The organism is Nocardia alni (assembly GCF_019038435.1).
GTDB lineage: Bacteria > Actinomycetota > Actinomycetes > Mycobacteriales > Mycobacteriaceae > Nocardia > Nocardia alni.
Map to the genome: position 1 here is coordinate 15,410 of NZ_JAGPOX010000099.1, position 21,942 is coordinate 37,351.

At 68.2% G+C, this 21,942-nt stretch carries 21 protein-coding genes; 17 read left to right on the top strand and 4 right to left on the bottom strand.

Features of this window, described 5'->3' with window-relative positions; all coding sequences use genetic code 11:
* The first annotated feature begins 148 nt into the window (after nt 1–148).
* The 12 genes from JZ791_RS30205 (at nt 149) to JZ791_RS30260 (ending at nt 13,201) form a co-directional block, all read left to right on the top strand.
* Entirely contained in the window at nt 149–958 is an 810-nt protein-coding gene (locus JZ791_RS30205; RefSeq protein WP_216898935.1) for a class I SAM-dependent methyltransferase, read from the top strand.
* Nucleotides 955–2,550 (top strand): glycoside hydrolase family 57 protein, encoded by a 1,596-nt coding sequence (locus tag JZ791_RS30210; protein WP_216898936.1) that lies wholly within the window; start codon nt 955–957, stop codon nt 2,548–2,550. The genes JZ791_RS30205 and JZ791_RS30210 overlap by 4 nt, the downstream gene beginning before the upstream one ends.
* A complete protein-coding gene (locus tag JZ791_RS30215) occupies nt 2,547–3,806 on the top strand; it encodes a glycosyltransferase family 4 protein (RefSeq protein WP_216898938.1) in 1,260 nt (419 codons plus the stop codon). The genes JZ791_RS30210 and JZ791_RS30215 overlap by 4 nt, the downstream gene beginning before the upstream one ends.
* Nucleotides 3,807–3,894: 88 nt before the next feature.
* Nucleotides 3,895–4,692, top strand: a complete 798-nt coding sequence (locus tag JZ791_RS30220) for an AIM24 family protein (protein WP_216898940.1) — start codon at nt 3,895–3,897, stop codon at nt 4,690–4,692.
* Between the two features lie 87 nt (nt 4,693–4,779).
* On the top strand, nt 4,780–5,664 hold the full coding sequence (locus tag JZ791_RS30225; RefSeq protein WP_216898942.1) for an AIM24 family protein: 885 nt from the start codon (nt 4,780–4,782) through the stop codon (nt 5,662–5,664).
* 76 nt (nt 5,665–5,740) lie between these two features.
* A complete protein-coding gene (locus JZ791_RS30230; RefSeq protein WP_216898943.1) occupies nt 5,741–6,730 on the top strand; it encodes an ABC transporter ATP-binding protein in 990 nt (329 codons plus the stop codon).
* Nucleotides 6,727–7,488, top strand: a complete 762-nt coding sequence (locus JZ791_RS30235; protein ID WP_216898944.1) for an ABC transporter permease — start codon at nt 6,727–6,729, stop codon at nt 7,486–7,488. Before JZ791_RS30230 ends, JZ791_RS30235 begins: the two co-directional genes overlap by 4 nt.
* A 359-nt stretch (nt 7,489–7,847) precedes the next feature.
* Complete coding sequence (locus JZ791_RS30240; protein WP_216898945.1) at nt 7,848–8,669, top strand: GNAT family N-acetyltransferase; 822 nt, start codon at nt 7,848–7,850, stop codon at nt 8,667–8,669.
* A gap of 149 nt (nt 8,670–8,818) precedes the next feature.
* Nucleotides 8,819–9,640: a lysophospholipid acyltransferase family protein gene (locus tag JZ791_RS30245; RefSeq protein ID WP_254206592.1), complete on the top strand. Its 822-nt coding sequence runs from the start codon at nt 8,819–8,821 to the stop codon at nt 9,638–9,640.
* A gap of 57 nt (nt 9,641–9,697) precedes the next feature.
* Nucleotides 9,698–10,921 (top strand): cysteine desulfurase family protein, encoded by a 1,224-nt coding sequence (locus JZ791_RS30250; RefSeq protein ID WP_216898947.1) that lies wholly within the window; start codon nt 9,698–9,700, stop codon nt 10,919–10,921.
* On the top strand, nt 10,921–12,051 hold the full coding sequence (gene mnmA / locus JZ791_RS30255; RefSeq protein ID WP_216898949.1) for a tRNA 2-thiouridine(34) synthase MnmA: 1,131 nt from the start codon (nt 10,921–10,923) through the stop codon (nt 12,049–12,051). The genes JZ791_RS30250 and mnmA overlap by 1 nt, the downstream gene beginning before the upstream one ends.
* 109 nt (nt 12,052–12,160) lie before the next feature.
* Nucleotides 12,161–13,201, top strand: a complete 1,041-nt coding sequence (locus JZ791_RS30260; RefSeq protein ID WP_308163155.1) for a methionine synthase — start codon at nt 12,161–12,163, stop codon at nt 13,199–13,201.
* Nucleotides 13,202–13,573: 372 nt separating this feature from the next.
* Here the strand turns inward: JZ791_RS30260 and JZ791_RS30265 are convergent, their stop codons facing one another.
* Nucleotides 13,574–13,954, bottom strand: a complete 381-nt coding sequence (locus JZ791_RS30265; protein ID WP_216898952.1) for a hypothetical protein — start codon at nt 13,952–13,954, stop codon at nt 13,574–13,576.
* A 115-nt stretch (nt 13,955–14,069) separates the two neighbouring features.
* On the bottom strand, nt 14,070–15,314 hold the full coding sequence (locus tag JZ791_RS30270) for an AAA family ATPase (protein WP_216898968.1): 1,245 nt from the start codon (nt 15,312–15,314) through the stop codon (nt 14,070–14,072).
* Between the two features lie 105 nt (nt 15,315–15,419).
* On the opposite strand from JZ791_RS30270, the gene JZ791_RS30275 reads away from it, so the two are divergent.
* Nucleotides 15,420–16,271, top strand: coding sequence for an ArsR/SmtB family transcription factor (locus tag JZ791_RS30275; RefSeq protein WP_254206593.1), 852 nt, complete (start codon nt 15,420–15,422; stop codon nt 16,269–16,271).
* 53 nt (nt 16,272–16,324) lie between these two features.
* Complete coding sequence (locus tag JZ791_RS30280; RefSeq protein WP_216898954.1) at nt 16,325–16,471, top strand: DUF1059 domain-containing protein; 147 nt, start codon at nt 16,325–16,327, stop codon at nt 16,469–16,471.
* Between the two features lie 48 nt (nt 16,472–16,519).
* Here JZ791_RS30280 and JZ791_RS30285 read toward each other — a convergent pair whose 3' ends face one another.
* On the bottom strand, nt 16,520–16,711 hold the full coding sequence (locus JZ791_RS30285; protein WP_216898956.1) for a hypothetical protein: 192 nt from the start codon (nt 16,709–16,711) through the stop codon (nt 16,520–16,522).
* 95 nt (nt 16,712–16,806) lie between these two features.
* Between JZ791_RS30285 and JZ791_RS30290 the strand changes: the two genes are divergently transcribed.
* Both JZ791_RS30290 and JZ791_RS30295 read left to right on the top strand, forming a co-directional pair.
* Complete coding sequence (locus JZ791_RS30290) at nt 16,807–17,571, top strand: nucleotidyltransferase domain-containing protein (protein WP_216898958.1); 765 nt, start codon at nt 16,807–16,809, stop codon at nt 17,569–17,571.
* Nucleotides 17,572–17,759: 188 nt separating this feature from the next.
* Nucleotides 17,760–19,175 (top strand): nucleobase:cation symporter-2 family protein, encoded by a 1,416-nt coding sequence (locus JZ791_RS30295; RefSeq protein ID WP_216898960.1) that lies wholly within the window; start codon nt 17,760–17,762, stop codon nt 19,173–19,175.
* 30 nt (nt 19,176–19,205) lie between these two features.
* On the opposite strand, the gene JZ791_RS30300 is transcribed toward JZ791_RS30295, so the two are convergent.
* Nucleotides 19,206–19,625 carry a PPOX class F420-dependent oxidoreductase gene (locus JZ791_RS30300; protein WP_216898962.1) on the bottom strand — a complete coding sequence of 140 codons (420 nt, stop codon included), beginning with the start codon at nt 19,623–19,625 and terminating at the stop codon, nt 19,206–19,208.
* Nucleotides 19,626–19,830: 205 nt separating this feature from the next.
* Between JZ791_RS30300 and ligA the strand changes: the two genes are divergently transcribed.
* Nucleotides 19,831–21,942 (top strand): NAD-dependent DNA ligase LigA (ligA, locus tag JZ791_RS30305; protein WP_216898964.1); only part of this gene is annotated, 2,112 nt, incomplete at its 3' end.

The window sequence follows — 21,942 nt, forward strand, 5'->3', positions numbered from 1 at the left end:
GGTCGCACGAGGGGCCGTACGTCCACGAGGTAGCTCGTTTCGCGACATTACCCTACGTTAAGTTACTCGCGAGTAACTTAGGGTGTGATGTTCCGCATGACCACCTCCGAGCGTGGGTGTGATACGGACAACCGCTAACGTCGGGTGAATGAGTGAGGCCGTATCCGCCCCCGTCACCACAGATTCACCCGCGGTCGATCCGCTGCCGTTGACCGGTGAGCGGACGGTCCCGGGCATCGCGGAGGAGAATTACTGGTTCCGCCGTCACGAGATCGCCTATGCGCGGCTGCTTTCGCGCTGCGCGGGCAAGACCGTGCTCGAGGCCGGATCCGGAGAGGGCTACGGCGCCAACATGATCGCCGGGGTGGCCGCCCGGGTGATCGGCCTCGACTACGACGCGAGCGCGGTCGAGCACGTGCGCGCGGTATACCCACGGGTGGAAATGCTTCAGGGAAACCTGGCCGAACTGCCCCTGGAGGACGGTTCGGTCGACGTCGTGGTGAATTTCCAGGTGATCGAACACCTATGGGATCAGGGCCAGTTCGTGCGCGAATGCCTGCGGGTGCTACGGCCCGGCGGTGAACTGCTGATCAGCACGCCCAACCGGATCACCTTCTCACCCGGTCGCGATACTCCGTTGAACCCCTTCCACACCCGCGAGCTCAACGCGGACGAGCTGTCGGAGCTGTTGGTCGAGGCCGGTTTCCGGGTCGCGGTGATGACGGGGGTGCACCACGGCCCGGAACTGGTCGCGCTGGACGCGAAGTGGGGCGGATCGATCATCGACGCCCAGATCGAGCGGGCGCTGGCCGGCGAGCCCTGGCCGCGCGAGCTTGCCGCCGATGTCGCGGCCGTGCGCACGGACGACTTCGGGCTGGATATCGCACCCGGGGGCGACGGCTGGGATCGGGCCATCGATACCAGCCTCGACCTCGTGGCGATCGCGGTGCGGCCGTGACGACGCAGGAGAAGGTGCCCGGCCGGTTCACGCTGGTCCTGCATTCGCATCTGCCGTGGCTGGCGCACCACGGCCGCTGGCCGGTGGGGGAGGAGTGGCTGTATCAATCCTGGGCCGCCTCCTATCTGCCCGTCGCACGAGTACTGAGAAAACTTGCCGCACAGGGCCGTTCGAACCTGATCAGCCTGGGCATCACCCCGGTGCTCGCCGCCCAGCTGGACGACCCGCACTGCCTGGCGGGTATGCACCACTGGCTCGGCAATTGGCAGCTGCGCGCCGACGAGGCCGCGATGAAGGGCAAACTCGCCCTGGGCGCGCACGAGCACGCCCTCGCGGCCGAGGCGCTGGCCGATTTCGAGCGGCGCTGGCGGCACGGCGGCTCCCCGGTGTGGCGCGAGCTGATCGACGCCGGGACGATCGAACTGCTCGGCGGCCCGCTCGCGCATCCGTTCCAGCCGCTGCTGGATCCGCGGCTGCGCGAATTCGAACTGGTCGAGGGCCTGGCCGACGCCCGGCATCGCTGGGGGCATACCCCGACGGGTCTCTGGGCGCCCGAATGCGGTTTCACCCCCGGAATGGAGCGCGGATACGCCGCGGCGGGTGTGACGCATTTCATGGTCGACGGTCCGTCGCTGCGCGGCGACACCACCCTCGGGCGGCCGGTGCGGGAGTCGGATGTGGTCGCGTTCGGGCGGGACCTGCAGGTCAGCTACCGGGTGTGGTCGCCCAAATCCGGATATCCGGGGCACGGCGCCTACCGCGACTTCCATCATTACGACCACGACACCGGTCTCAAGCCCTTCCGGGTGACCGGAAAGCAGGTCGACGGGCCGGACAAGGCCCCCTACGACCCGGAGCTGGCCGCGGCGGCCGTGGGTCGCGACGTGGCCGACTTCGTCGAGACGGTGCGCAAGCGCCTGATCTCCGAATCCGCGCGCATCGGCCGCCCCGCGCTGGTGGTGGCCGCATTCGACACCGAACTGTTCGGGCACTGGTGGCACGAGGGCCCACAGTGGCTCGAGCAGGTGCTGTGCGCGCTGCCCGAGGCCGGGATCACCATCGGCACACTGGCCGACGCCAGGGCCGACGGCTATGTGGGACAGCCGGTTCCGCTGGCCGACTCGTCGTGGGGCTCGGGCAAGGACTGGCGGGTGTGGGCCGGGGACCAGGTGCGCGACCTGGTCGATCTGAACGCCGAGATCGTGAGCCAGGCGCTGGACGCGCTCGACAAGATGCGCGCCGAAGCCGGACGTTACGGCGGGCTCACTCGAGCGCCGTCATCGAATACGGGCGTGCGTGATCCGATCGCGGACCAGATTCTGCGCGAGGCCATTCTGGCGGTCTCCAGCGACTGGGCCTTCATGGTCAGCAAGGATTCCGCGGCCGGGTACGCCCGCGACCGGGCACATCGGCACGCCCACGCCGCGCGGGAAATCATCGCCGCGGTATCCGGCGGACAACTCGCCAAAGCACGGCAGTTGGCGGCAGGATGGTACGCGGCCGACGGGCTGTTCCCCGCGCTGGACGCGCGGCGGTTGGGCTCCGCCGTTTCCCTGGTCCCCGGCCGCACCGAGCACGAAGGACCCGTATGAAGATCTTGATGGTGTCGTGGGAGTACCCCCCGGTAGTGGTCGGCGGGCTGGGGCGGCACGTGCATCATCTGGCCACCGAGCTGGCCGTCGCCGGGCACGAGGTCGTCGTGCTGGCTCGCCGCCCGATGGGCACCAACGCGGCCACGCACCCCACGCACACCTTCATCGAGGATCGGGTCCTGGTCGTCGCGGTCGCCGAGGATCCGCCGTCGTTCGACTTCGGCGAGGACATGCTCGCCTGGACCCTGGCCATGGGCCATGCCATGGTGCGCGCGGGGGTGGCGCTGAGCAAACCGGGCATCGCCGAGGGCTGGACCCCCGACGTGGTCCACGCGCACGACTGGCTGGTCGCGCATCCGGCCGTCGCGCTGGCCGAATACTTCGACGTGCCGCTGGTGTCGACGATCCACGCCACCGAGGCCGGGCGGCACAGCGGCTGGGTATCGGGCCGGGTCAACAAGCAGGTCCATTCGGTCGAATGGTGGCTGGCCAACGACTCCGATGCGCTGATCACGTGTTCGGCCTCGATGCAGGACGAGGTGGAACGGCTGTACGGTCCGGAGCGCGTGCCGCTGCGGGTGATCCGCAACGGCATCGATGTGGGCGCCTGGCCTTTCCGGGCGCGCGCACCCCGTTCGGGCCCGCCGCGGCTGTTGTATATCGGGCGGCTGGAGTACGAGAAGGGTGTGCAGGACGCGATCGCGGCGCTGCCCCGGATCCGCCGCGCCCATCCGGGGACAACGCTGACCGTCGCGGGGGTCGGCACCCAATTCGATTGGCTGCGCGAGCGCGCCCGCACGCATCGGGTCGCGCGGGCGGTGAACTTCGTGGGCCGCCTGGATCACGAGGAGCTGCTGGGCTGGCTGCACGGCGCCGACGCGATCGTGCTGCCGAGCCGTTACGAGCCGTTCGGGATCGTCGCGCTCGAGGCGGCGGCGGCCGGAATTCCGCTGGTCACCTCCACCGCGGGTGGACTGGGCGAGCTGGTGGTGGACGGGGTGACGGGTGCGGCGTTCGAACCGGCCGACGTCAACGGCCTGGTCGAGGCGGCGTGCGCGGTGCTGGACGATCCGCCGGCCGCCCAGGAGCGCGCTTATGCCGCGCGCGAGCGCCTGACCGCCGACTTCGCCTGGGATGTGGTGGCGGCCGAGACGATTCAGGTCTATCAGGCCGCCAAGCGCCGGGTGCGCAACCCACTGGGGCGTCCGATCGTGGTGGAACGCCCGCTGCCCGAACGGGATCCGAGTTCGGACTGACACTTCGTAGGCCGTCGCTTCGTCTCGGGTGCTACCTTTCTACTCGTTTACGGGTATAGATAGTGCTGCGCGCGGGGAGGATTCGGCGGTGGACAAGCTGCAATGCGACTGGTGTGGGGTGCAGACGCCGCCCGGCACCGGTCGGACCTGCCCCAGTTGCGGTGCGCCGCTGGACGAGGCGAACAAGGTCAGCGATTCGGGCTGGCGGGAGGCCCCGCGGCTGCGGGACATGACCGAATTCCGGTTCGGCAACAGCGTCTGCCAGGTCGAGGGCGAATTGGTGCCGGTGGCCGAGATCGCCTTGGGCCAGGGTGATCAGGTGTACTTCGAACATCACGTGATGTTGTGGAAGGACGAGCCGGTCCCGATCTTCGCGCTCAACACCGGCGGCGGGATGAAGCGTTCGCTGGCGGGTATGCCGCACGTGGTCACCGTGTCGCAGGGCCCCGGGCGCATCGCGTTCTCCCGGGACGCCCCCGGTGAGCTGGTGGTGCTGCCGATGCATCCGGGTATGGAACTCGACGTGCGCGAACACGCGTTCCTGCTGGCGTCGGGGACCATCAACTACTCGTTCGTGCGGATCAAGGGCCTGGCCAATGTGCTGCACGGCGGCAACGGCATGTATATGGACCGGTTCATCACGCAGGGATATCCCGGGCTGCTGATGCTGCACGGTTTCGGCAACGTCTTCGAGCGGATGCTGCGGCCGGGGGAGAAGATCCTGGTCGAGCCGGGCGGATTCCTGTACAAGGACGCCACGGTGCAGATGCAGGCGGTGCCGCAGAACATCAAGGTCGGCATGTTCGGCCGGATGTATCTGGCCGAGATGACCGGCCCCGGCCGAGTCGGCATCCAGTCCATGTACGTCCACCATCATTCCGGGTAGGCGCGCGGTGAACGAGCGCAGCGAGCGAACAATGGACACAGCCGCCCGAGTGGTCATGCCGGAGCCGAGCGTCAGCGAGGCGGAGGTATGAACGCTCCTGCCTACACCTGTCTGTTCTGCCGCCAGCCCAGCGATCCCGATGCCCGCACCTGCCCGCATTGCGGTGCGCCCGTGGATGTCCGGGCCGCGGTGAGCGCCTCGGGCTGGACCAAGCAGCCCGCCATCCGGGATATGGCCCACATCCAGTTCGGCCAATCGCGGTGCCAGATCGAGGGAACGCTGGTTCCGGCCGCGGATTTCGCGCTGGCACAGGGTGATTGGGTCTACTTCTCGCATCACAACCTGCTGTGGAGCGATCCCACCGCGCAGCTGGAGCGGATGAGCCTGCGCGGCGCGTGGAAGCGCATGATGGGCGGGCTGCCGCTGTTCATGCTGACCGGCCGTGGGCCCGGTCATATCGCGCTGTCCGGCACGCACGCCGGGGATCTCGTCGTGCTGCCGCTGGCGCACAACCAGAGCATGTGGGTGCACGAGCACCGATTCCTGGTGGCCACCGGCAACGTCGCCTACGACTGGACCGACAACGGCGTCTGGTTCGTCACGGGCACCGGCGACGACCGCAAGACGCACTACCCGCTGGGCATGTTCGGCGATGTGTTCACCGCGCAGGCGGGCCCCGGGCTGCTCCTGCTGCACTCGCCCGGCAACACCTTCATCCGCGATCTGGGTCCGGGCCAGAGCCTGCTGGTCAAGCCCTCGGCGCTGCTGTACCGCGACCTGTCGGTGACAGCGCACCTGCACCTGGAGTATCCGGCGACGCGCGGCCTGGGTTGGTGGCGCAGCTTCAGCTACCGCAGCATCTGGCTACGGCTGGTCGGCCCGGGACGTGTCGCGGTGCAGTCGGTGTACGCACCGGAGGAGGAGTCCGAAATGATCCGCTCGCATTCCCGGGCGACAGTGCGCCGCTGGTAGGGGTGATCGCCGCACCGCGCGGGTGGATTCCGCGATTCGGCGTCACGGCCGGCGTCGCCGTTCTTACCGTGGTGGCATGGAAAACATGGCCGCGGTTCGCGGCCGCACTGATACCTCGGTGATCCGGGTCCAGGGGCTCGCGCGCACCTTCCGGACCAAGACGGGACCGGTCGAGGCGGTCACCGGCATCGACTTCGAGGTGCTGCGGGGGGAGATCGTCGGGCTGCTCGGACCCAACGGCGCGGGTAAGACCACGACGTTGCGGATGATCGCCACCCTGCTCGCGCCGACCGCGGGCGAGGCGACGGTGGCCGGGGCGGACCTGCGCACCGACCCGCGTACCGTTCGCTCGCGTATCGGTTACGTCGCGCAGGGCGGCATGACCAACGACGAGGAACTCGTCATCGACCAATTGATCTTGCAGGCAAGACTTTTCGGGCTGAGCAAGGCGACGGCGCGGCGCAACTCCGACGAACTGCTCGACACCCTGGAGCTGACGGGCCTGGGCAGGCGACGCTGCCGGGAGCTGTCCGGCGGGCAGCGTCGCCGGGTGGATATCGCACTCGGCTTGGTGCACCGGCCCGAATTGATCTATCTGGACGAGCCCACGACCGGACTGGATCCGCAGAGCCGAGCGAACCTCTGGGAGCATATCCGCCGCCTGCGCGACGAGGGCACCACGATGGTGCTCACCACCCACTATCTGGAGGAGGCCGACGTGCTGTGCGATCGGATCCTGGTGATGGACCACGGCGGCATCGTCGCCGCCGGGACGCCCGAGGAGTTGAAGCAGCGCATCGCGGGCGATGTGATCAGCCTCGAGATCGCCGACGAACAGGCCGATCTGGCGATCCGGATCGCCGATAAGGTACTGGAGTTGCGCTCGAAGATGCGTGCGGACGGTCTGGTGCATCTGACCGTGGAACGCGGCGACGCGGCGGTGGTGCCGCTGTTACGCGCACTCGACGAGCAGGGTGTGGTCCCGGGCTCGCTGACCGTCAAACGTCCCAGCCTCGACGACGTATTCCTCACCGTCACCGGGCGCACCCTGCGGGAGGGCAAATGAATTTCTTGCGTGAGACCGGGCTGATCTTCTGGTCGCAGCTGCGCATGCAACTGCGAAATCCGGTGTGGGTCATGATCGGACTCAGCCAGCCGGTGCTGTATCTGGTGTTGTTCGGGCCGCTGGTGAAGTCGATCGCGCCGGCGCTGGGGCCGGGGACCGATCCGTGGAAGGTGCTCACGCCCGCGCTGGTGATCCAGATCGGCCTGTTCGGGTCGATGTTCGCCGGGTTCGTGATGGTGTCCGAACTGCGGGCCGGCGTGATCGAGCGCCAACGGGTCACGCCCGCAAGGCGTTCCGCGCTGCTGGTGGGGCGGGTGCTCAAGGACATGGTCGTGCTGATCGTGCAGGCGTTGGTACTGGTCGTGGTCGCGATGGTCGCGTTCTCCTTGCGCCCCAACGTACTCGGGCTGGCCGCCGCGGTACTGCTCATCGCGGTGATGGCGGCCGGGCTGGCCTCGGCCTCGTATGCCCTTGCGCTGTGGGCGCGTTCGGAGGACACCCTCGCCTCGGTACTCAACAGTCTGTCGGTGCCGATCATGCTGCTGTCCGGAATTCTGCTGCCGATGAGCCTGGCGCCGCACTGGTTGCGGATCATCGCCGATATCAACCCGTTCGAGCATACGGTGGAGGCCGCGCGGGCGCTGTTCCGCGGGGATTTCGGCAACGTTCAGGTGTACTGGGGTACCGGCCTGACCGCCGCGGTCGCGTTGGTGCTCATCGTGATCGGCGCGCGCAGCTTCGCCCGGGAGAATGCCTGACGGACGCCCCGCGCCCCGCCCGGAACGTCACCGGGCGGGCGCGAAGACTACGGCGCGAAACAGCTCTCGCCGTCGACGTTGCCGGGCAGGAGAGAATGTTCAGTAGTTCTCGACAGTGGCGCCCGATGCTGCCTTCTGCCGAGCACACCCGCGGTTTCTCCGCACTGGATTTCGCGGTCACGATCCGGGACTGAAGATCACGGCTGAGAGTCCTGAAAAGGTACTGTTCGCAAACTGAGCGAACCGGGTGTATCGACGCGGTGAACAGCCGGTGTGACGTTCGTCTCGTTCATCCGACTGGCACCGCCGCGACACCCACAGGTAGCCCCGGGGCCGATTCGGACTGGCTTCATCAGAGCATGGCCACACAGGCAGAGTCACAAGCCCTGTTCTCTCCGGCGGCGGGTACGCCCCGGCCACAGTACTCCTTGGTGGTTTCCTCGGATACTGAGCACCGCATCGCCGCACAGCGGTTGCGTTATCAGGTCTTTGCGAACGAACCCGGATTCCAGATCCCCGAGAGTGCCGACCAGCTCGACGCCGACACGTTCGATGAGCACTGCGACCATATGCTCGTGCGCGACGAGCTCACCGACCAGTTCGTCGGCTGCTATCGGATGCTGCCGCCGCACAAGGTCGCCGCCGCGGGCGGGTATTACTCGGCCACCGAATTCGACCTCACCGCAATGGATCCCGAGGGCGACCGCATCGTCGAGATGGGCCGGGCCTGCGTGGTGCCGGATCACCGCAACGGGTCGGTGCTGACGCTGATGTGGGCGGGAATCCTGCACTACATCCAGCTCACCGGTTACGACTGGGTGATGGGCTGTGCCTCGGTTCCCATGCAGGACAGCCCGCAGGACCCGGCCGGGGTGAACGTGCGCGGCGTGCGGGATCTGTTGCTGACCAAGCATTCGGGCGATCCGCAGCGGCGGGTGCGCCCGCTGAACCCGGTCGTCGTCGACGGCCGCAGTCTCGACGAGATCGAGCCCCCGGCACGGCCGAAACTGCCGCCGCTGCTGCGCGGGTATCTGCGACTGGGCGCGTCGATCTGCGGTGAGCCCGCGCATGATCCCGACTTCGGGGTCGCCGATTTCGTTGTCCTGCTCGGGCTGGAGACGATCAACCGCCGCTATCTGGAACGCCTGCAATCGGCCGCGACCGCCATGGATGGACGGTAGATCTCATGTCCGCGTTGTTATCCCCGAGCTCGGCCTTATCCTGTCCGCCCGCCGCACCCGTGCACGCGTGGATGCCCACGAGCCCGTGTGTACCCACCTGCGTCGACCAACCCGCTGAGGCAGGGGTATTGCGCGCTACCGCACGGGCTTTGGGCGTTCTCGGCCTGCTCGTCTCCTTCCCGGCGGTCAATATCCTCACACCGCGCCGCCGCCGTCGCGGCCTGCATCGCCGGTACGCGCGGGCCGTATTGCGGTGCTGCGGAATCCGATTGCGCATCATCGACGAGCGCGGCGCCGAATCGGAGGCCGCTGCCGACGAGAACACGGGCGTCCTCGTGGTCGCTCCGCACGTCGGCTGGTCCGACGTGGTCGCGCTGGCCGCCGTGGAGCCCATGGGGTTCGTCGCCCGCGCCGACATGGTCGAGTGGCCGCTGCTGGGTGATCTGGCCCGCCTGATGCGCGTGATCCCGATCGAACGCGAGAGCCTGCGGCAACTGCCCGGGGTGATCGCCACGATCGCCGAGCGGCTGTCCGCCGGTGACACGGTCTGCATGTTCCCCGAGGGCACCACGTGGTGCGGCCGTGCCCACGGCCGCCCGCGCCCGGCCCTGTTCCAGGCCGCCGTCGACTCCGGCACGCCGGTGCAGCCGATCCGCGTGCGCTACCTCGACCGCGACGGTGAGCTGTCCACCATCCCCGGATTCGTCGGCGTGGACACCTTCCAGGACTCCGCCCGCCGCGTGCTGCGCTCCAAGGGCGTGACCGCCGAGCTGACCCTGCTGCCGCGCGAACTCCCCGGCTCCGATCGTCACGATCTGGCCCGCCGCTGCGAGCGAGCCCTGCGTGTGGAGCAAACCCCCACCATCGACGCCCACGCCACCGCCCTGGGATCAGGCCCGACCCGCCTGATCGTCCGGGAGACCGCGGCCGTGCCGGAGACCTCCCCGCACCCGGCCGCGGCCGTCTCCTGATGGCCCGGGGGACGGCGGGAATAACCCCGTATCCCGGGTCGCTATCCTTACACAGTCATGAAGTCGGTCTTCCCGGGTCCTGTCGGTGCGGTGCCCAAGACGGTTTATCTCGATCACGCGGCAACGACACCCATGTTTCCTGCCGCCGTCGAGGCGATGACCGCTGCGCTGAGCACGTCGGGTAACGCCTCCTCGCTGCACGGATCGGGGCGCGCGGCCCGGCGCCTGCTGGAGGAGGCGCGCGAGTCCATCGCCGCCGATCTGGGCGCGCGGCCCTCGGAGGTGATCTTCACCTCGGGCGGTACCGAGAGCGACAATCTCGCGGTCAAGGGCATCTACTGGGCGCGGCGCGACGCCGACCCGGCACGCACCCGTGTCTTGGTGAGCGCGGTCGAGCATCACGCGGTGCTGGACGCGGTCGAATGGCTCGAACAGCATGAGGGTGCGCGGGTGAGCCTGCTCGAGGTGGATCGCGACGGCGTGCTCTCGCCGCAGACCCTGCGCGCGGCGCTGGAGCAGTGCGGCGACCAGGTCGCGCTCGTCTCCGTCATGTGGGCCAACAACGAGGTCGGCACGATCCAGCCGATCGCCGAACTGGCTTCCGTGGCACAGGAATTCGATGTGCCGATGCATACCGACGCGGTGCAGGCCGCGGCCCAGCTGCCCATTGATTTCGCCGCGAGCGGCGTATCCGCGGCCAGTTTCGCCGCGCACAAGCTCGGCGGACCGCACGGCGCGGGCGTGCTGCTGCTGGGGCGGCAGGTTGCCTGCGCGCCGTTGTTGCACGGTGGCGGGCACGAGCGCGATCTGCGCTCGGGCAGCTCCGATGTGCCCGCCGCGGTCGGACTGGCTACCGCGCTGAGCGAGACGGTGCGGGAGTTGCCTTCCCGCACAGCGGAATTGACCCGCCTGCGAGACGTCCTGATCGACGGCGTACTGGCCACGGTGCCCGACGCGATGCTCAACGGGCCCGCACGCGAGCGGTTGCCGGGTATCGCGCACTTCACCTTCCCGGGCTGCGAGGGCGATTCGCTGCTGATGCTGCTGGATGCGGCGGGTATCGAATGTTCGACCGGCTCGGCCTGCAACGCCGGGGTATCCGCGCCCAGTCACGTGCTGCTGGCCATGGGCGCACAGGCGTCCGAGGCCCGGGGGTCGCTGCGCTTCTCGTTGGGGCACACCACGACCCGGGCCGACATAGACAGGGTGCTCGAGGCGCTGCCACCGGTGGTGGAGCGTGCTCGGGCAGCGGGACTCGCCAGCGTGAGAGGAGGTACGTGATGAGAGTGCTCGCGGCAATGAGCGGCGGCGTGGATTCGGCCGTGGCGGCCGCCCGCGCGGTCGATGCGGGACACGAGGTGGTCGGGGTGCATCTGGCGCTGTCCGCCGCGCCGGGGACGTTGCGCACCGGCTCGCGCGGCTGCTGTTCCAAGGAGGACGCCGGGGACGCCCGCCGCGCCGCGGATGTGCTCGGAATCCCGTTCTACGTCTGGGATTTCGCCGACCGTTTCAAGGAAGACGTGATCGACGACTTCGTCGCGGCGTATGCGGCGGGGGAGACGCCGAACCCGTGCCTGCGCTGCAACGAGAAGATCAAGTTCTCCGCCCTGGCCGACCGCGCGGTGGCGCTGGGCTTCGATGCGGTGGCCACCGGCCATTACGCGCGCCTCGAGGACGGCGTACTGCGCCGCGCGGTCGACGCCGACAAGGACCAGTCCTATGTGCTCGCGGTGCTGACAGCCGAGCAGCTCTCGCGCGCGATGTTCCCGATCGGTGACACGCCCAAGCCGCAGATCCGGGCCGAGGCCGCGGAGCGCGGGCTGGCGGTGGCGAACAAGCCCGATTCGCACGACATCTGCTTCATCCCGTCCGGTGACACCCGGGCGTTCCTGGGGGCGAAGATCGGCATCCGGCCGGGCGCGATCGTCGACGCGGACGGGCACAAGCTCGCCGATCACGACGGCGTGCACGGGTTCACCATCGGCCAGCGCAAGGGCCTGGGTCTGCGCGGCCCCGCCGCGGATGGTCTGCCCCGCTACGTCACCGATATCGACCCCGGCTCCGGCACCGTCCGGGTGGGCGGCGTGCAGGATCTGGACGTGTGGACAGTGCGGGCGGATCGGGCGATCTGGACCTCCGGCGAGCGGCCGAGCGAGCCGGTCGAGTGCATCGCGCAGGTGCGCGCGCACGGCGGCATCGCGCCCGCGGTCGCCGAGGCCACAGGAGGCGCCGAGGATGGGCTGATCGTCCGCCTGCGTGCGCCGCTGACCGGCGTCGCCCGTGGTCAGGCCGTGGTGCTGTACCGGCCGGACGGGCTGGGCGACGAGGTGATCGGCAGCGGCACCATCAGCGGGACCGGGCGTGATCGGGACGAGGCGAGCATGTCGGCCGCCGCCGATACCGGACGGTGAATTTCGCGCCCGATGTGGGCGAACGAATACGGTGCGCGGCGGATGCGGTGCGCGCCCGGTTGGGCGGAGTCCAGAGTGTGCAGCGAAGCGATGACGAGGGATGTACACGGTGAGTGCTGATACGGCCAACCCGTTCGCGGGCGGCATCGCGACCGGGGTCGGGTCCTGGCCGGGTGCCGATCCCCGCGAGGCGGCGGCTACTGTCGTCGGTGAGCTGACAGATCTGCCGCACCTGGTCGAATTACCCGGGCGCGGAGCGGGTTCCGATATGATCGGCCGGGCCTCGGCGCTGCTGGTCGACATGCCGTTCGATATCACCACGCGTGGTTACCGGCTCGCGGCCCGGCCCGGATCGCTCTCCCGGCGCGCTCGCGATCTGGTGCGCACCGATCTGGACGCACTCGAAGAGGCATGGGAGAACGGGGGTCTCGCCGGCTCGGGCCGCGCGCTCAAGGTGCAGTCCCCGGGGCCGCTGACGCTGGCCGCCCAGGTGGAACTGGCGAGCGGACACCGTGTGCTCACCGATCCCGGTGCGCTGCGCGATCTTTCCGAATCCCTCACCGAGGGGCTGACACGGCACGCCGCCGAGGTCGCCGCGCGCCTGGGTGCGAACGTCGTTGTGCAACTGGACGAACCGTCGCTGACGCAGGTGCTGGAGGGATCACTGAAGGGGACCAGCCTGCTCGATTCGGTGCGCGCGGTGCCCGAACCCGAGGCGCTCGCGGTGCTGGAGGCGGTCATCGACGGTCTCGGCTCCCCGGTCCTGGTGCACTCCTGTGCGTCTCGCCCGGCCCTCGGGTTCCTGCGTGGAAGTTCCGCCGCCGCAATCGGTTTCGATATGGCCACCATCGGTACCGCCGATCTGGACGATATCGGTGAGCTGCTGGAGGCCGGAAAACAACTGGCACTGGGCCTGATCCCCACCTCCGCGCCGGCCGCCTCGATCGATTGGCGCGAGATTGTCGAACCCGCCGTCCGACTGTTCGACCGCCTGGGTTTCCCTCGCCGCGCCCTGGCCGAGCGGATACTCGTTGCCCCTGCGTGCGGTCTGGCGGGAGCCACGCTGTCCTGGGCGCGCCGGTCTCTGACGCTGGCCACCGAGGCCGCCCATGCCCTCGCCGACGAGCCCGAGGCGTTGACCTTCGCCTGAGCGTGAACTGCCCTGTCTACGGCGGTCCTGTGTTCGTCATCGTCATCCTGGCGTGTTTTGGCCGGATCCAGCATGCGATACCAGCCGAAAGCATGCCGGGATGTCGGTCGGTTTCCCGGGGTGACGGTTGGTCTGCCGGGTGGCGGTTTGCGTGCCCGGGGGTGACCGTCGGTATGCCGGGGTGACGGTTGGTTTCCCGGGGTGCGGTTGGCGTGCCGGGGTGGAGGTCGGTGTGGCGGGTGACGGTGGATCTCCGGGGTGGCCGTTGGTATGCCGGGGTGGCGGTTGGCGCGCCGGGATGACGATTGGGGTGCCGGGGCAATGGGTTGGCGTGCCAGGATGACGATCGGACGGCAGAGCGCCGATGTGGCACTAATCGGTGGGTTCGGGCGGATTGCCTCGCGAACCGAGGTATGGGCGGGCGCCGGGATGGGCCAGGCTCCAGTGCTGGGGTTTGCCGGGCGGGTAGCCGACCGGGATCGCGTCGCCCGGGCTGGGCCACTGGTTCACATCCCAGGCGTAGCGGCCGTACACCGTCTCGCCCGCGACCGAGGGGCCCGAGATGGTGCCGGTGATGGTCACGTACTGCTCGCCCTGTGCGGCCGGACGCGGGCTCACGCCGGTCACGTACAGGGTGCCGGACTCGGTGTTGGCCGGGCCGAAGCTGAATCGGCCGCGTCCGCGCCGGTACATCATCAGCATGGACACCAGCGCACCGGCGATGACCACGATGAATACAACCTGTAGCAGCATGTCTCCATGCTACGGGCGTGGTGAGTGGGCGGAGCTTGCGTAGCCGGGCGGGGGAGACGCGGCGTCGCGTATCCGGCCGGGGCGGTGAGTGTGGACGCTGTCCGTATCGCCGGGTTCAGTGTGCGGTGAGTTCGCTGGTTCCGTGCGAGGTGCGCCGCAGTTGCCAGACCGTAGTACGGCGGGACTGCGAGCGGCCGTTGCCCCGGTCGACCAGTGTGCGATTACGGGTGGTGAAGATCAGCTGCGCTCCCCGGGAGTTGGTCTCCGGATTCTGGAACAGCTGGATCAAGCGGTCGGCGGTGTCGCCGGTCAGGTCGGTGTCGATATCGTCCACGGCCAGCACCCGGCCGGTGTCCAGCGCGTCCAGCACGGTGGGCAGCAGCCGCAGCAGGGCCAGGGTGGCGGTGGATTCGTCGGTGATGTCGAAGCCGGCGGAGCAGCCGTCGTGCACCAGGCGCAGGCCCACCCCGCGCCGGGCCACCATGCGGGCGTAGAGGGTGTCGCGGGCGGCCCGCAGGTTGCTCACCTCGCGGTCGAGTTCGACCGGGGACAGGCCGTGCGCGCGCTCGAACTGCGCGGCATGCGCGGGCGAGGCCAGGCAGGCATCGAGTTCGGTTGCCGCCCCGGCGATCTCGGAGTCCAGATCGCGCAGGTAGTCGGCATACAGCGGGTCGTGCTCGGCGAGCAGCAGGTCACCGATGCCCAGTTCGGCCGAGCGCAGCAGGGTCAGCAGCCGCGCGGCGTTATCGGGCGAGCGGGAGATATGGCTGCCCAGCCGGTGCGCGATCGTCGCTGGATCCTGGTGTCCGCGTTGCACATCCAGCTGTCCGGCGAACCAGCGGTATGCGGGGATCAGAGCCTCGGCATGCATCTGCCCGGCGAGGCTGAGCAGCAACGCATTCGGGCGCATCAGCGGGACGAGCGCGCCGATGCCGTAGCGGACCGGCTCGAACATCGGCCCGATACGGACCTGCTCACCCTCGCGCTCGAACACGATTCGCTTGCGATTGTGCGGATGGCTGTGCAGCCATTCGGCGCAGACGTCGGCGTTGCCGAGGCTGAAACCGTAGGTGTACCCGATGTCCTCGGCGACGAACGTGGCGACGAATTCCGAAGGGCGTTCGGCGAATCCGAGATGCGGTGCGCGGGTCGGCCCGGCATACGGATCCCAGCCGGTGACCGAGTTCAGCACGGCGGCGCGCATCTGCCCCAGCGCGTCCACCAGGCTGGATTTGCCCGCCGCGGCCGGGCCGTGCACGGCGGTCACCGGTGCGGGCAGGGCCGAGCGGTTGCCGACCAGGCGCAGCTCCTGCGGTTCGGCCAGCGATCTGTGATTGGTCACCTGAAAACTGCGCAGCACGGGTGCCATCCTGCCGTCCGGGACAGTGCGGTAAGACACCGGGTCAGCGTTGACAGGCAACTATCCGGATGCCTATCATGCAAATATGCAACTTTATGGTTGCATATGGAGGATGGTGATGTGGACGAGGTGTTCAAGGCGTTGGCCGATCCGAGCCGCCGCCGCCTGCTGGACAGTCTGAACGCGGACAACGGTCAGACGCTGCGAGAATTGTGTACTGGCCTGGCGATGTCGCGGCAAGCCGTCAGTAAGCATCTCGCCGTGCTGGAGGCCGCCAACCTGGTGAGCACGCGCCGTCGTGGCCGGGAAAAACTGCACTATGTGAACGCCGAACCCATCAACGCCATCGCCGATCGCTGGATCAACCACTACGACCGCGGGCGGGTACACCTGCTCGCCGGACTCAAATCCGCATTGGAGGGCACGAGCATGACCGCGGACAACTCCGCCGGGGCGAGCGAATTCGTCTACACCACATACATCAAGACCACGCCCGAGCGGTTGTGGCGGGCGCTCACCGAACCGGAGTTCACCCGGCTCTACTGGGGCGCCACATTCGAGAGCGACTGGCGCGCAGGCTCATCGATGGTCTGGCTGCAGCGCGGCTGGTCCAGGCGCGATCCCGAGCAGGTCGTGCTGATCTCCGAACCGTACCGGCGCCTGTCCTACACTTGGCACACCTTCGACGACGCCTTCGGTAAGGAATTCGGTTTCAGCACAGCGCAATTGGCGGCGTTCGCCGCCGAACCGCGCTCGACGGTGACCTTCGAGGTCGAACCGGAGGGCGATATCGTGAAGTTGACCGTCGTGCACGGTGGTTTTCCGCACGACAGCACCGTGCGCAATTCGATCAGCCAGGGCTGGCCGAGCATCTTGGCGAGCCTCAAGACCCTGCTCGAGACCGGGAACCCGCTCCTGGACCCGGCAGCCGCCGATCCGGTCGCGGTACGCCGGTGATGCGCACAGGGGTATCCGACGCCTAGACTCGGGCGAAACGGAAGGATGCGCGAATGAAGAAGCGGCTGAACTGCCCCTGCGGCGAGTCCATCGTCGGTACCGACGAGGACGACCTGGTCACCAAGACCCAGGCCCACCTCAAGGAGAACCACCCGGGGCACGACTACTCTCGCGAGGAAATCCTGTTCATCGCTTACTGATTCACCGGGCGTAGCGGTGGGGCCCACGCAGCGGGCGGGATCGTGAGCTCAGGCGAGCCCCACCGAATCCGGCATGATCCTCTGGACCCGCTCGATGAAGCCGTCCAGGGCCGCTAGAGAACTCTCGTCCCGGTGTGTCAGCCCGGGGAACTGATCCGAACTGGCGGTGAACGCGCAGTGCTGACCAGACCAGTGGACCTGGATCGCGGAAAGCCGGATCCGTCGATCGATGTTGCTCATCGGTAACCTCAACGGTGGGGTGCGGCCGAACTTTCTCTACTGTCTCGCGAAATACGCACCCGAACGAGGGCCGAAGGTCCCGAGAGGAGGCGGTGATGGACGAGCGAACGTTCCTGGATACCACCGCCGAGACCCTGTTCGCGCTCCCGGGCGTGACCGCCGTGGCGTTGGGCGGATCGCGGGCGCAGGGGACGGCGCGGCCCGATAGTGACTGGGATCTGTCGATCTACTACCGCGGCGAGTTCCAGCCCGGTGATCTGTCGGCCGTCGGCTGGGACGGGTACGTGTCGGCACTGGGCGAGTGGGGTGGTGGCGTCTTCAACGGAGGCGCCTGGCTGACCATCGACGGCAGACGGGTCGATGTGCATTACCGCGACCGCGACGTGGTGGATATTCAACTACGCGCGGCTGAGAAGGGCGAGTTCCACATCGAGCCGCTGGCCTTTCATCTGGCGGGCATACCCACTTATCTCCTGGTCGCCGAACTGGCGTTCAACCGCGTGCTGCGCGGGGCGCTGCCGCACCCGGCATATCCCGATGCGCTGCGGTGTAAAGCCCCGCACACCTGGGCCGATCACGCGCGCCTGACTCTGGGATATGCGCGATACAATCATGCCGCGCACGGCCGGCTCACTCAGTGTGCCGGTCAGGTCGCCGTCGCCGCGTCCTGTTATGCGCATGCCATTCTGGCGGCGCGGGGCGAGTGGATCACCAACGACAAGGCGCTGCTCGTCCGTGCGGGGCTGAGCGGGGTCGATGCGGTGATCGAATCGATGACGCCGAATCCGGCGGTTCTGGAGGACGCGGTGGAGCGGGTGCGCGCGTTGTGCGAAGACATCCTGGACAAGGCCTGCGAATAGCCGCTCGACAGGCGGGGTTCCGAGCAGCTGACCGACCACCCGTGACATTCACTCGCCACCTGAGCGGCGGCGACGGTCCATCGGAGAGATATACGAAATCTGTCGCGGGAATCCAGTCACGGCCTGGATGTGTCGTGCAACACTTCCGAACAGTGGAAGATATGTTCCGCATGTAGAGAGGAAGTGCCATGGGGCGTTTGACCTGGCGACGCTTTTCCGGGCGGCGCGACACCGAACCACGCGCCGCGGCGACACAGAGCAGGCCCGAGGACGCGCGATATCCGGCCGGACAACTCGTCGCCTACGGGGCTCAGCACATCCTGACCATGTATGGCGGCGTGATCGCGCCGCCGCTGATCGTGGGCGGCGCGGCGGGGCTCTCGGCGGCGGAGATGGGCCTGCTGGTCACCGCCGGACTGTTCGTGTCGGGGCTGGCGACACTGCTGCAGACGCTCGGCATCGGGCCCTTCGGTAGCAGATTGCCCATCGTGCAGGGGGTTTCATTCGCGAGCGTGTCGACGATGGTGTCGATCGCGAGCAAGGGCGGTCTGCGCGAGATCTTCGGCTCGGTGATCGTCGCGGGCGTGATCGGGCTGCTGCTCTCGTCGTACTTCGCGCAGTTGGTGCGCCTGTTCCCGGCGGTGGTGACCGGCACGATCATCACCGTGATCGGGCTGTCGCTCATGCCGGTGGCCTTCGGGTGGGCGCTGGGCAACGACCCGGGCAAACCGGGATACGGCTCGATGGCGGATATCGGTTTCGCCGGGTTGACACTGCTGATCATCCTGGTGATCAGCCGGCTGTTCCAGGGGGCGATCTCGCGGCTGGCGATTCTGATCGGTCTGGTCGTCGGCACCCTCGTCGCCACACTGGCGGGCCGGACCGACTTCTCCGCGGTGCGCACCGCGCGCCTGATCGCGCCACCGCAGCTGTTTCATTTCGGCGCACCGCGTTTCGACGTGGGCGCGATCGTGGCGATGACGATCGTGATCGTGGTGATCATGACCGAGACCACCGCGGACATCCTCGCGATCGGCGAGGTCGTCGGTACCGAGGTCGACGCCCGGCGGGTCGCCGAGGGGCTGCGCGCGGATATGGTATCCACCACTGTCGCACCGGTTTTCGGGTCGTTCCCCTGTAGTGCTTTCGCGCAGAACGTCGGCCTGGTGGCGTTGACCGGGATCAAGAGCAGGTTCGTGGTGGCCATGGGCGGACTGATCCTGCTGCTGTTGGGGTTGCTTCCGGTGGTCGGGGCCGTCGTCGCGGGAATTCCGTATCCGGTGCTCGGCGGCGCCGGGCTGGTCCTGTTCGGGTCTGTTGCCGCGAGCGGGATTCGCACGCTGTCGCGGGTGGACTACGAGGGCAATCTCAATCTGGTGATCGTGGGGGTGGCGATCGGGGTAGGCATGATTCCCATTGCGGCGCCGAAGTTCTGGGATGCGTTTCCGGCGCCGGTCGGGGTGGTGCTGAACTCCGGGATCAGCGCGACCGCCGTCGTCGCGGTCGCGCTCAACCTGCTGTTCAACGAGTGGAAGTTCGGGAGGCGTTCGGACGCTTCGGTTCTCGCCACGACACCGGACGGCCGTGAACGGCTAGGGTCGTGAAATACCCTGCGGTACCGGGCATTCGCAGGATCAGGGCAGCATGCCGTAGGCGTGCGTGGGCTTGATCCGCACGATCAGCCGGCGGTCGGCGACCATGGCGCGGCGGTAGTCGTCCCAGTCCGGGTGCTCGCCGGACAGACTTCGGTAGTAGGAGATGAGTTCTTCGACCGTGGCGTCGTCGCGGTCGGCGGCGACCGGCGTCAGCTCGACATCACCCTCGATCACCGTGTAGGCCCAGAAATCGGGCCGGGTGATGTGCAGCGCGGCCCACGGCTCACGACGCAGGTTGAAGTATTTGGCGCGGTCCGCGGTGATCGAAATCCGGAACAGTCCGTCGTCGCCGAGCTTGTAGGAGATGTTGGACAGTTGCGGGCGGCCGTTCTTGCGCAGCGTGGTGAGCACCGAGTGGGTGTGCAGGCGGGCGAAGGCCAGGGCGGCGTCGAGTTCCATACGCTGTGCAACTCGCCTCGTGTGGCCTGTGTTCCCTGCCACACCAGCGGTCTGACAGGGGGCCTCGAGGGCGAGTACACCGAGGTCACGGCGAATTGTCGGCTGGCTCGGATAGGGTTCCAGTCGTGAGTGGAGGGAAGCGGAGCGAACCATTGACACAGCGCGCTTCGCTCACGGCGGAGCCGAGCGCCAGCGAGGTGCGGTCGTGAGCGAGCGGGCGAGTGAATCGACGGCACCGGGTACATCCGGTGGTGAGGTCGGTGCGGCCACCGCAGACGCGCGGGTGCGGTGGCAGCGGCTGGCCGAGGAGGTCAGCGAGCACCAATTCCGCTACTACGTGCGCGACGCGCCGATCATCAGCGACGGCGAGTTCGACGTGCTGTTCCAGCAGCTGCTGGAGCTCGAGCGGGAATATCCGGATCTGCGTACCCCCGATTCGCCGACCCAGCTGGTCGGCGGCGGATTCGCGACCGATTTCACCGCGGTCGACCACCTCGAGCGCATGATGTCGCTGGACAACGTCTTCGACGCCGAGGAGATGCGCACCTGGATCTCCCGGGTGGAGGCCGAGACCGGCCCGGACATCCACTACCTCTGCGAGGTCAAGATCGACGGCGTCGCGCTCAACCTCGTCTACGAACAGGGTCGCCTGGTGCGCGGGGCCACCCGAGGCGACGGGCGCACTGGCGAGGATGTCACCCTCAACGCCCGCACCATCGAGGACATACCCACCGAACTCACCCCCACCGCCGAATTCCCGATTCCCACGCTGCTCGAGGTGCGCGGCGAGGTGTACTTCCGGCTGGAGGATTTCGAGAATCTGAACGTCGCCATGGTCGCCGAGGGCAAGCCGCCATACGCGAATCCGCGCAACACCGCCGCCGGATCGCTGCGGCAGAAGGATCCCGCGGTCACCGCGCAGCGGCGGCTGCGGATGATCTGCCACGGCTTCGGCCGGATGGAGGGTTTCAGCCCGGCCTCCCAGTACGAGGCGTACCGCGCGCTGGACGCATGGGGGCTGCCGGTCTCCGCGCACACCGTGCGGGTGCGGGGCGCCGACGCGGTGGTCGCGCGGATCGAGTACTGGGGCGAGCATCGACACGATATCGAGCACGAGATCGACGGTCAGGTCGTCAAGGTCGACGAGATCGCCCTGCAGCGTCGTCTCGGCGCCACCTCCCGTGCCCCCCGTTGGGCCATCGCCTACAAATATCCGCCCGAGGAGGCGACGACCAAACTCCTGGACATCCAGGTCAACGTCGGCCGCACGGGCCGGGTCACCCCGTTCGCGGTGATGGAGCCGGTCAGCATCGCGGGCTCGACGGTCGCCATGGCCACCCTGCACAACGCCGGTGAGGTCGTTCGCAAAGGCGTGCTGATCGGCGATACGGTCACCATCCGCAAGGCAGGCGATGTCATCCCCGAGGTCCTGGGGCCCGTGGTGGACGTGCGCGACGGCACCGAGCGGGCGTTCGTCATGCCCACGCGCTGCCCCGAATGCGGTACCGAACTCGCTCCCGCCAAGGAGAGCGATATCGATATCCGCTGCCCCAATCAGCGGCACTGTCCGGCGCAGCTGCGCGAGCGAGTGTTCCATATGGCCGGGCGGGGCGCGTTCGATATCGAGGCCCTGGGCTACGAGGCCGCGATCGACCTGCTGAAGTCGGGCGCGATCGCCGACGAGGGCGACCTGTTCGACCTGTCCGAGGAAAAGCTGCTCACCACAACGCTCTTCGTCAACAAGGACGGCAGCCTGTCGGCCAACGGCCGCCGCCTGCTGAACAATCTCGACACCGCCAAGGATCGTCCGCTGTGGCGCGTGCTGGTGGCGCTGTCCATCCGGCACGTCGGGCCCACCGCCGCCCGCGCGCTGGCCTCGGAATTCGGCAGTATGGAGCGCATCGAGGAGGTCTCGGTCGAGGAGCTGGCCGAGGTCGACGGCGTCGGCCCGACCATCGCGGCCGCGTTGATCGAGTGGTTCACCGTCGACTGGCATCGCGCCATCGTCGAGAAGTGGCGCGCGGCGGGCGTGCGGATGCGCGACGAGCGCGACGCCTCCATCGAACGCAACCTCGAGGGGTTATCGATCGTGGTCACCGGTTCGCTGGAGGGCTTCTCGCGCGACGAGGCGAAGGAGGCGATCCTGGTGCGCGGTGGTAAGGCGGCCGGATCGGTGTCGAAGAAGACGGCCTTCGTGGTCATCGGCGACGCACCCGGCACGAAGGCGGCCAAGGCCGAGGAGCTGGGTGTGCCGATCCTGGACGAGGAGGGGTTCCGGCGATTGCTGGCGGAGGGGCCGGAGGCGGTGGGGGAGGGC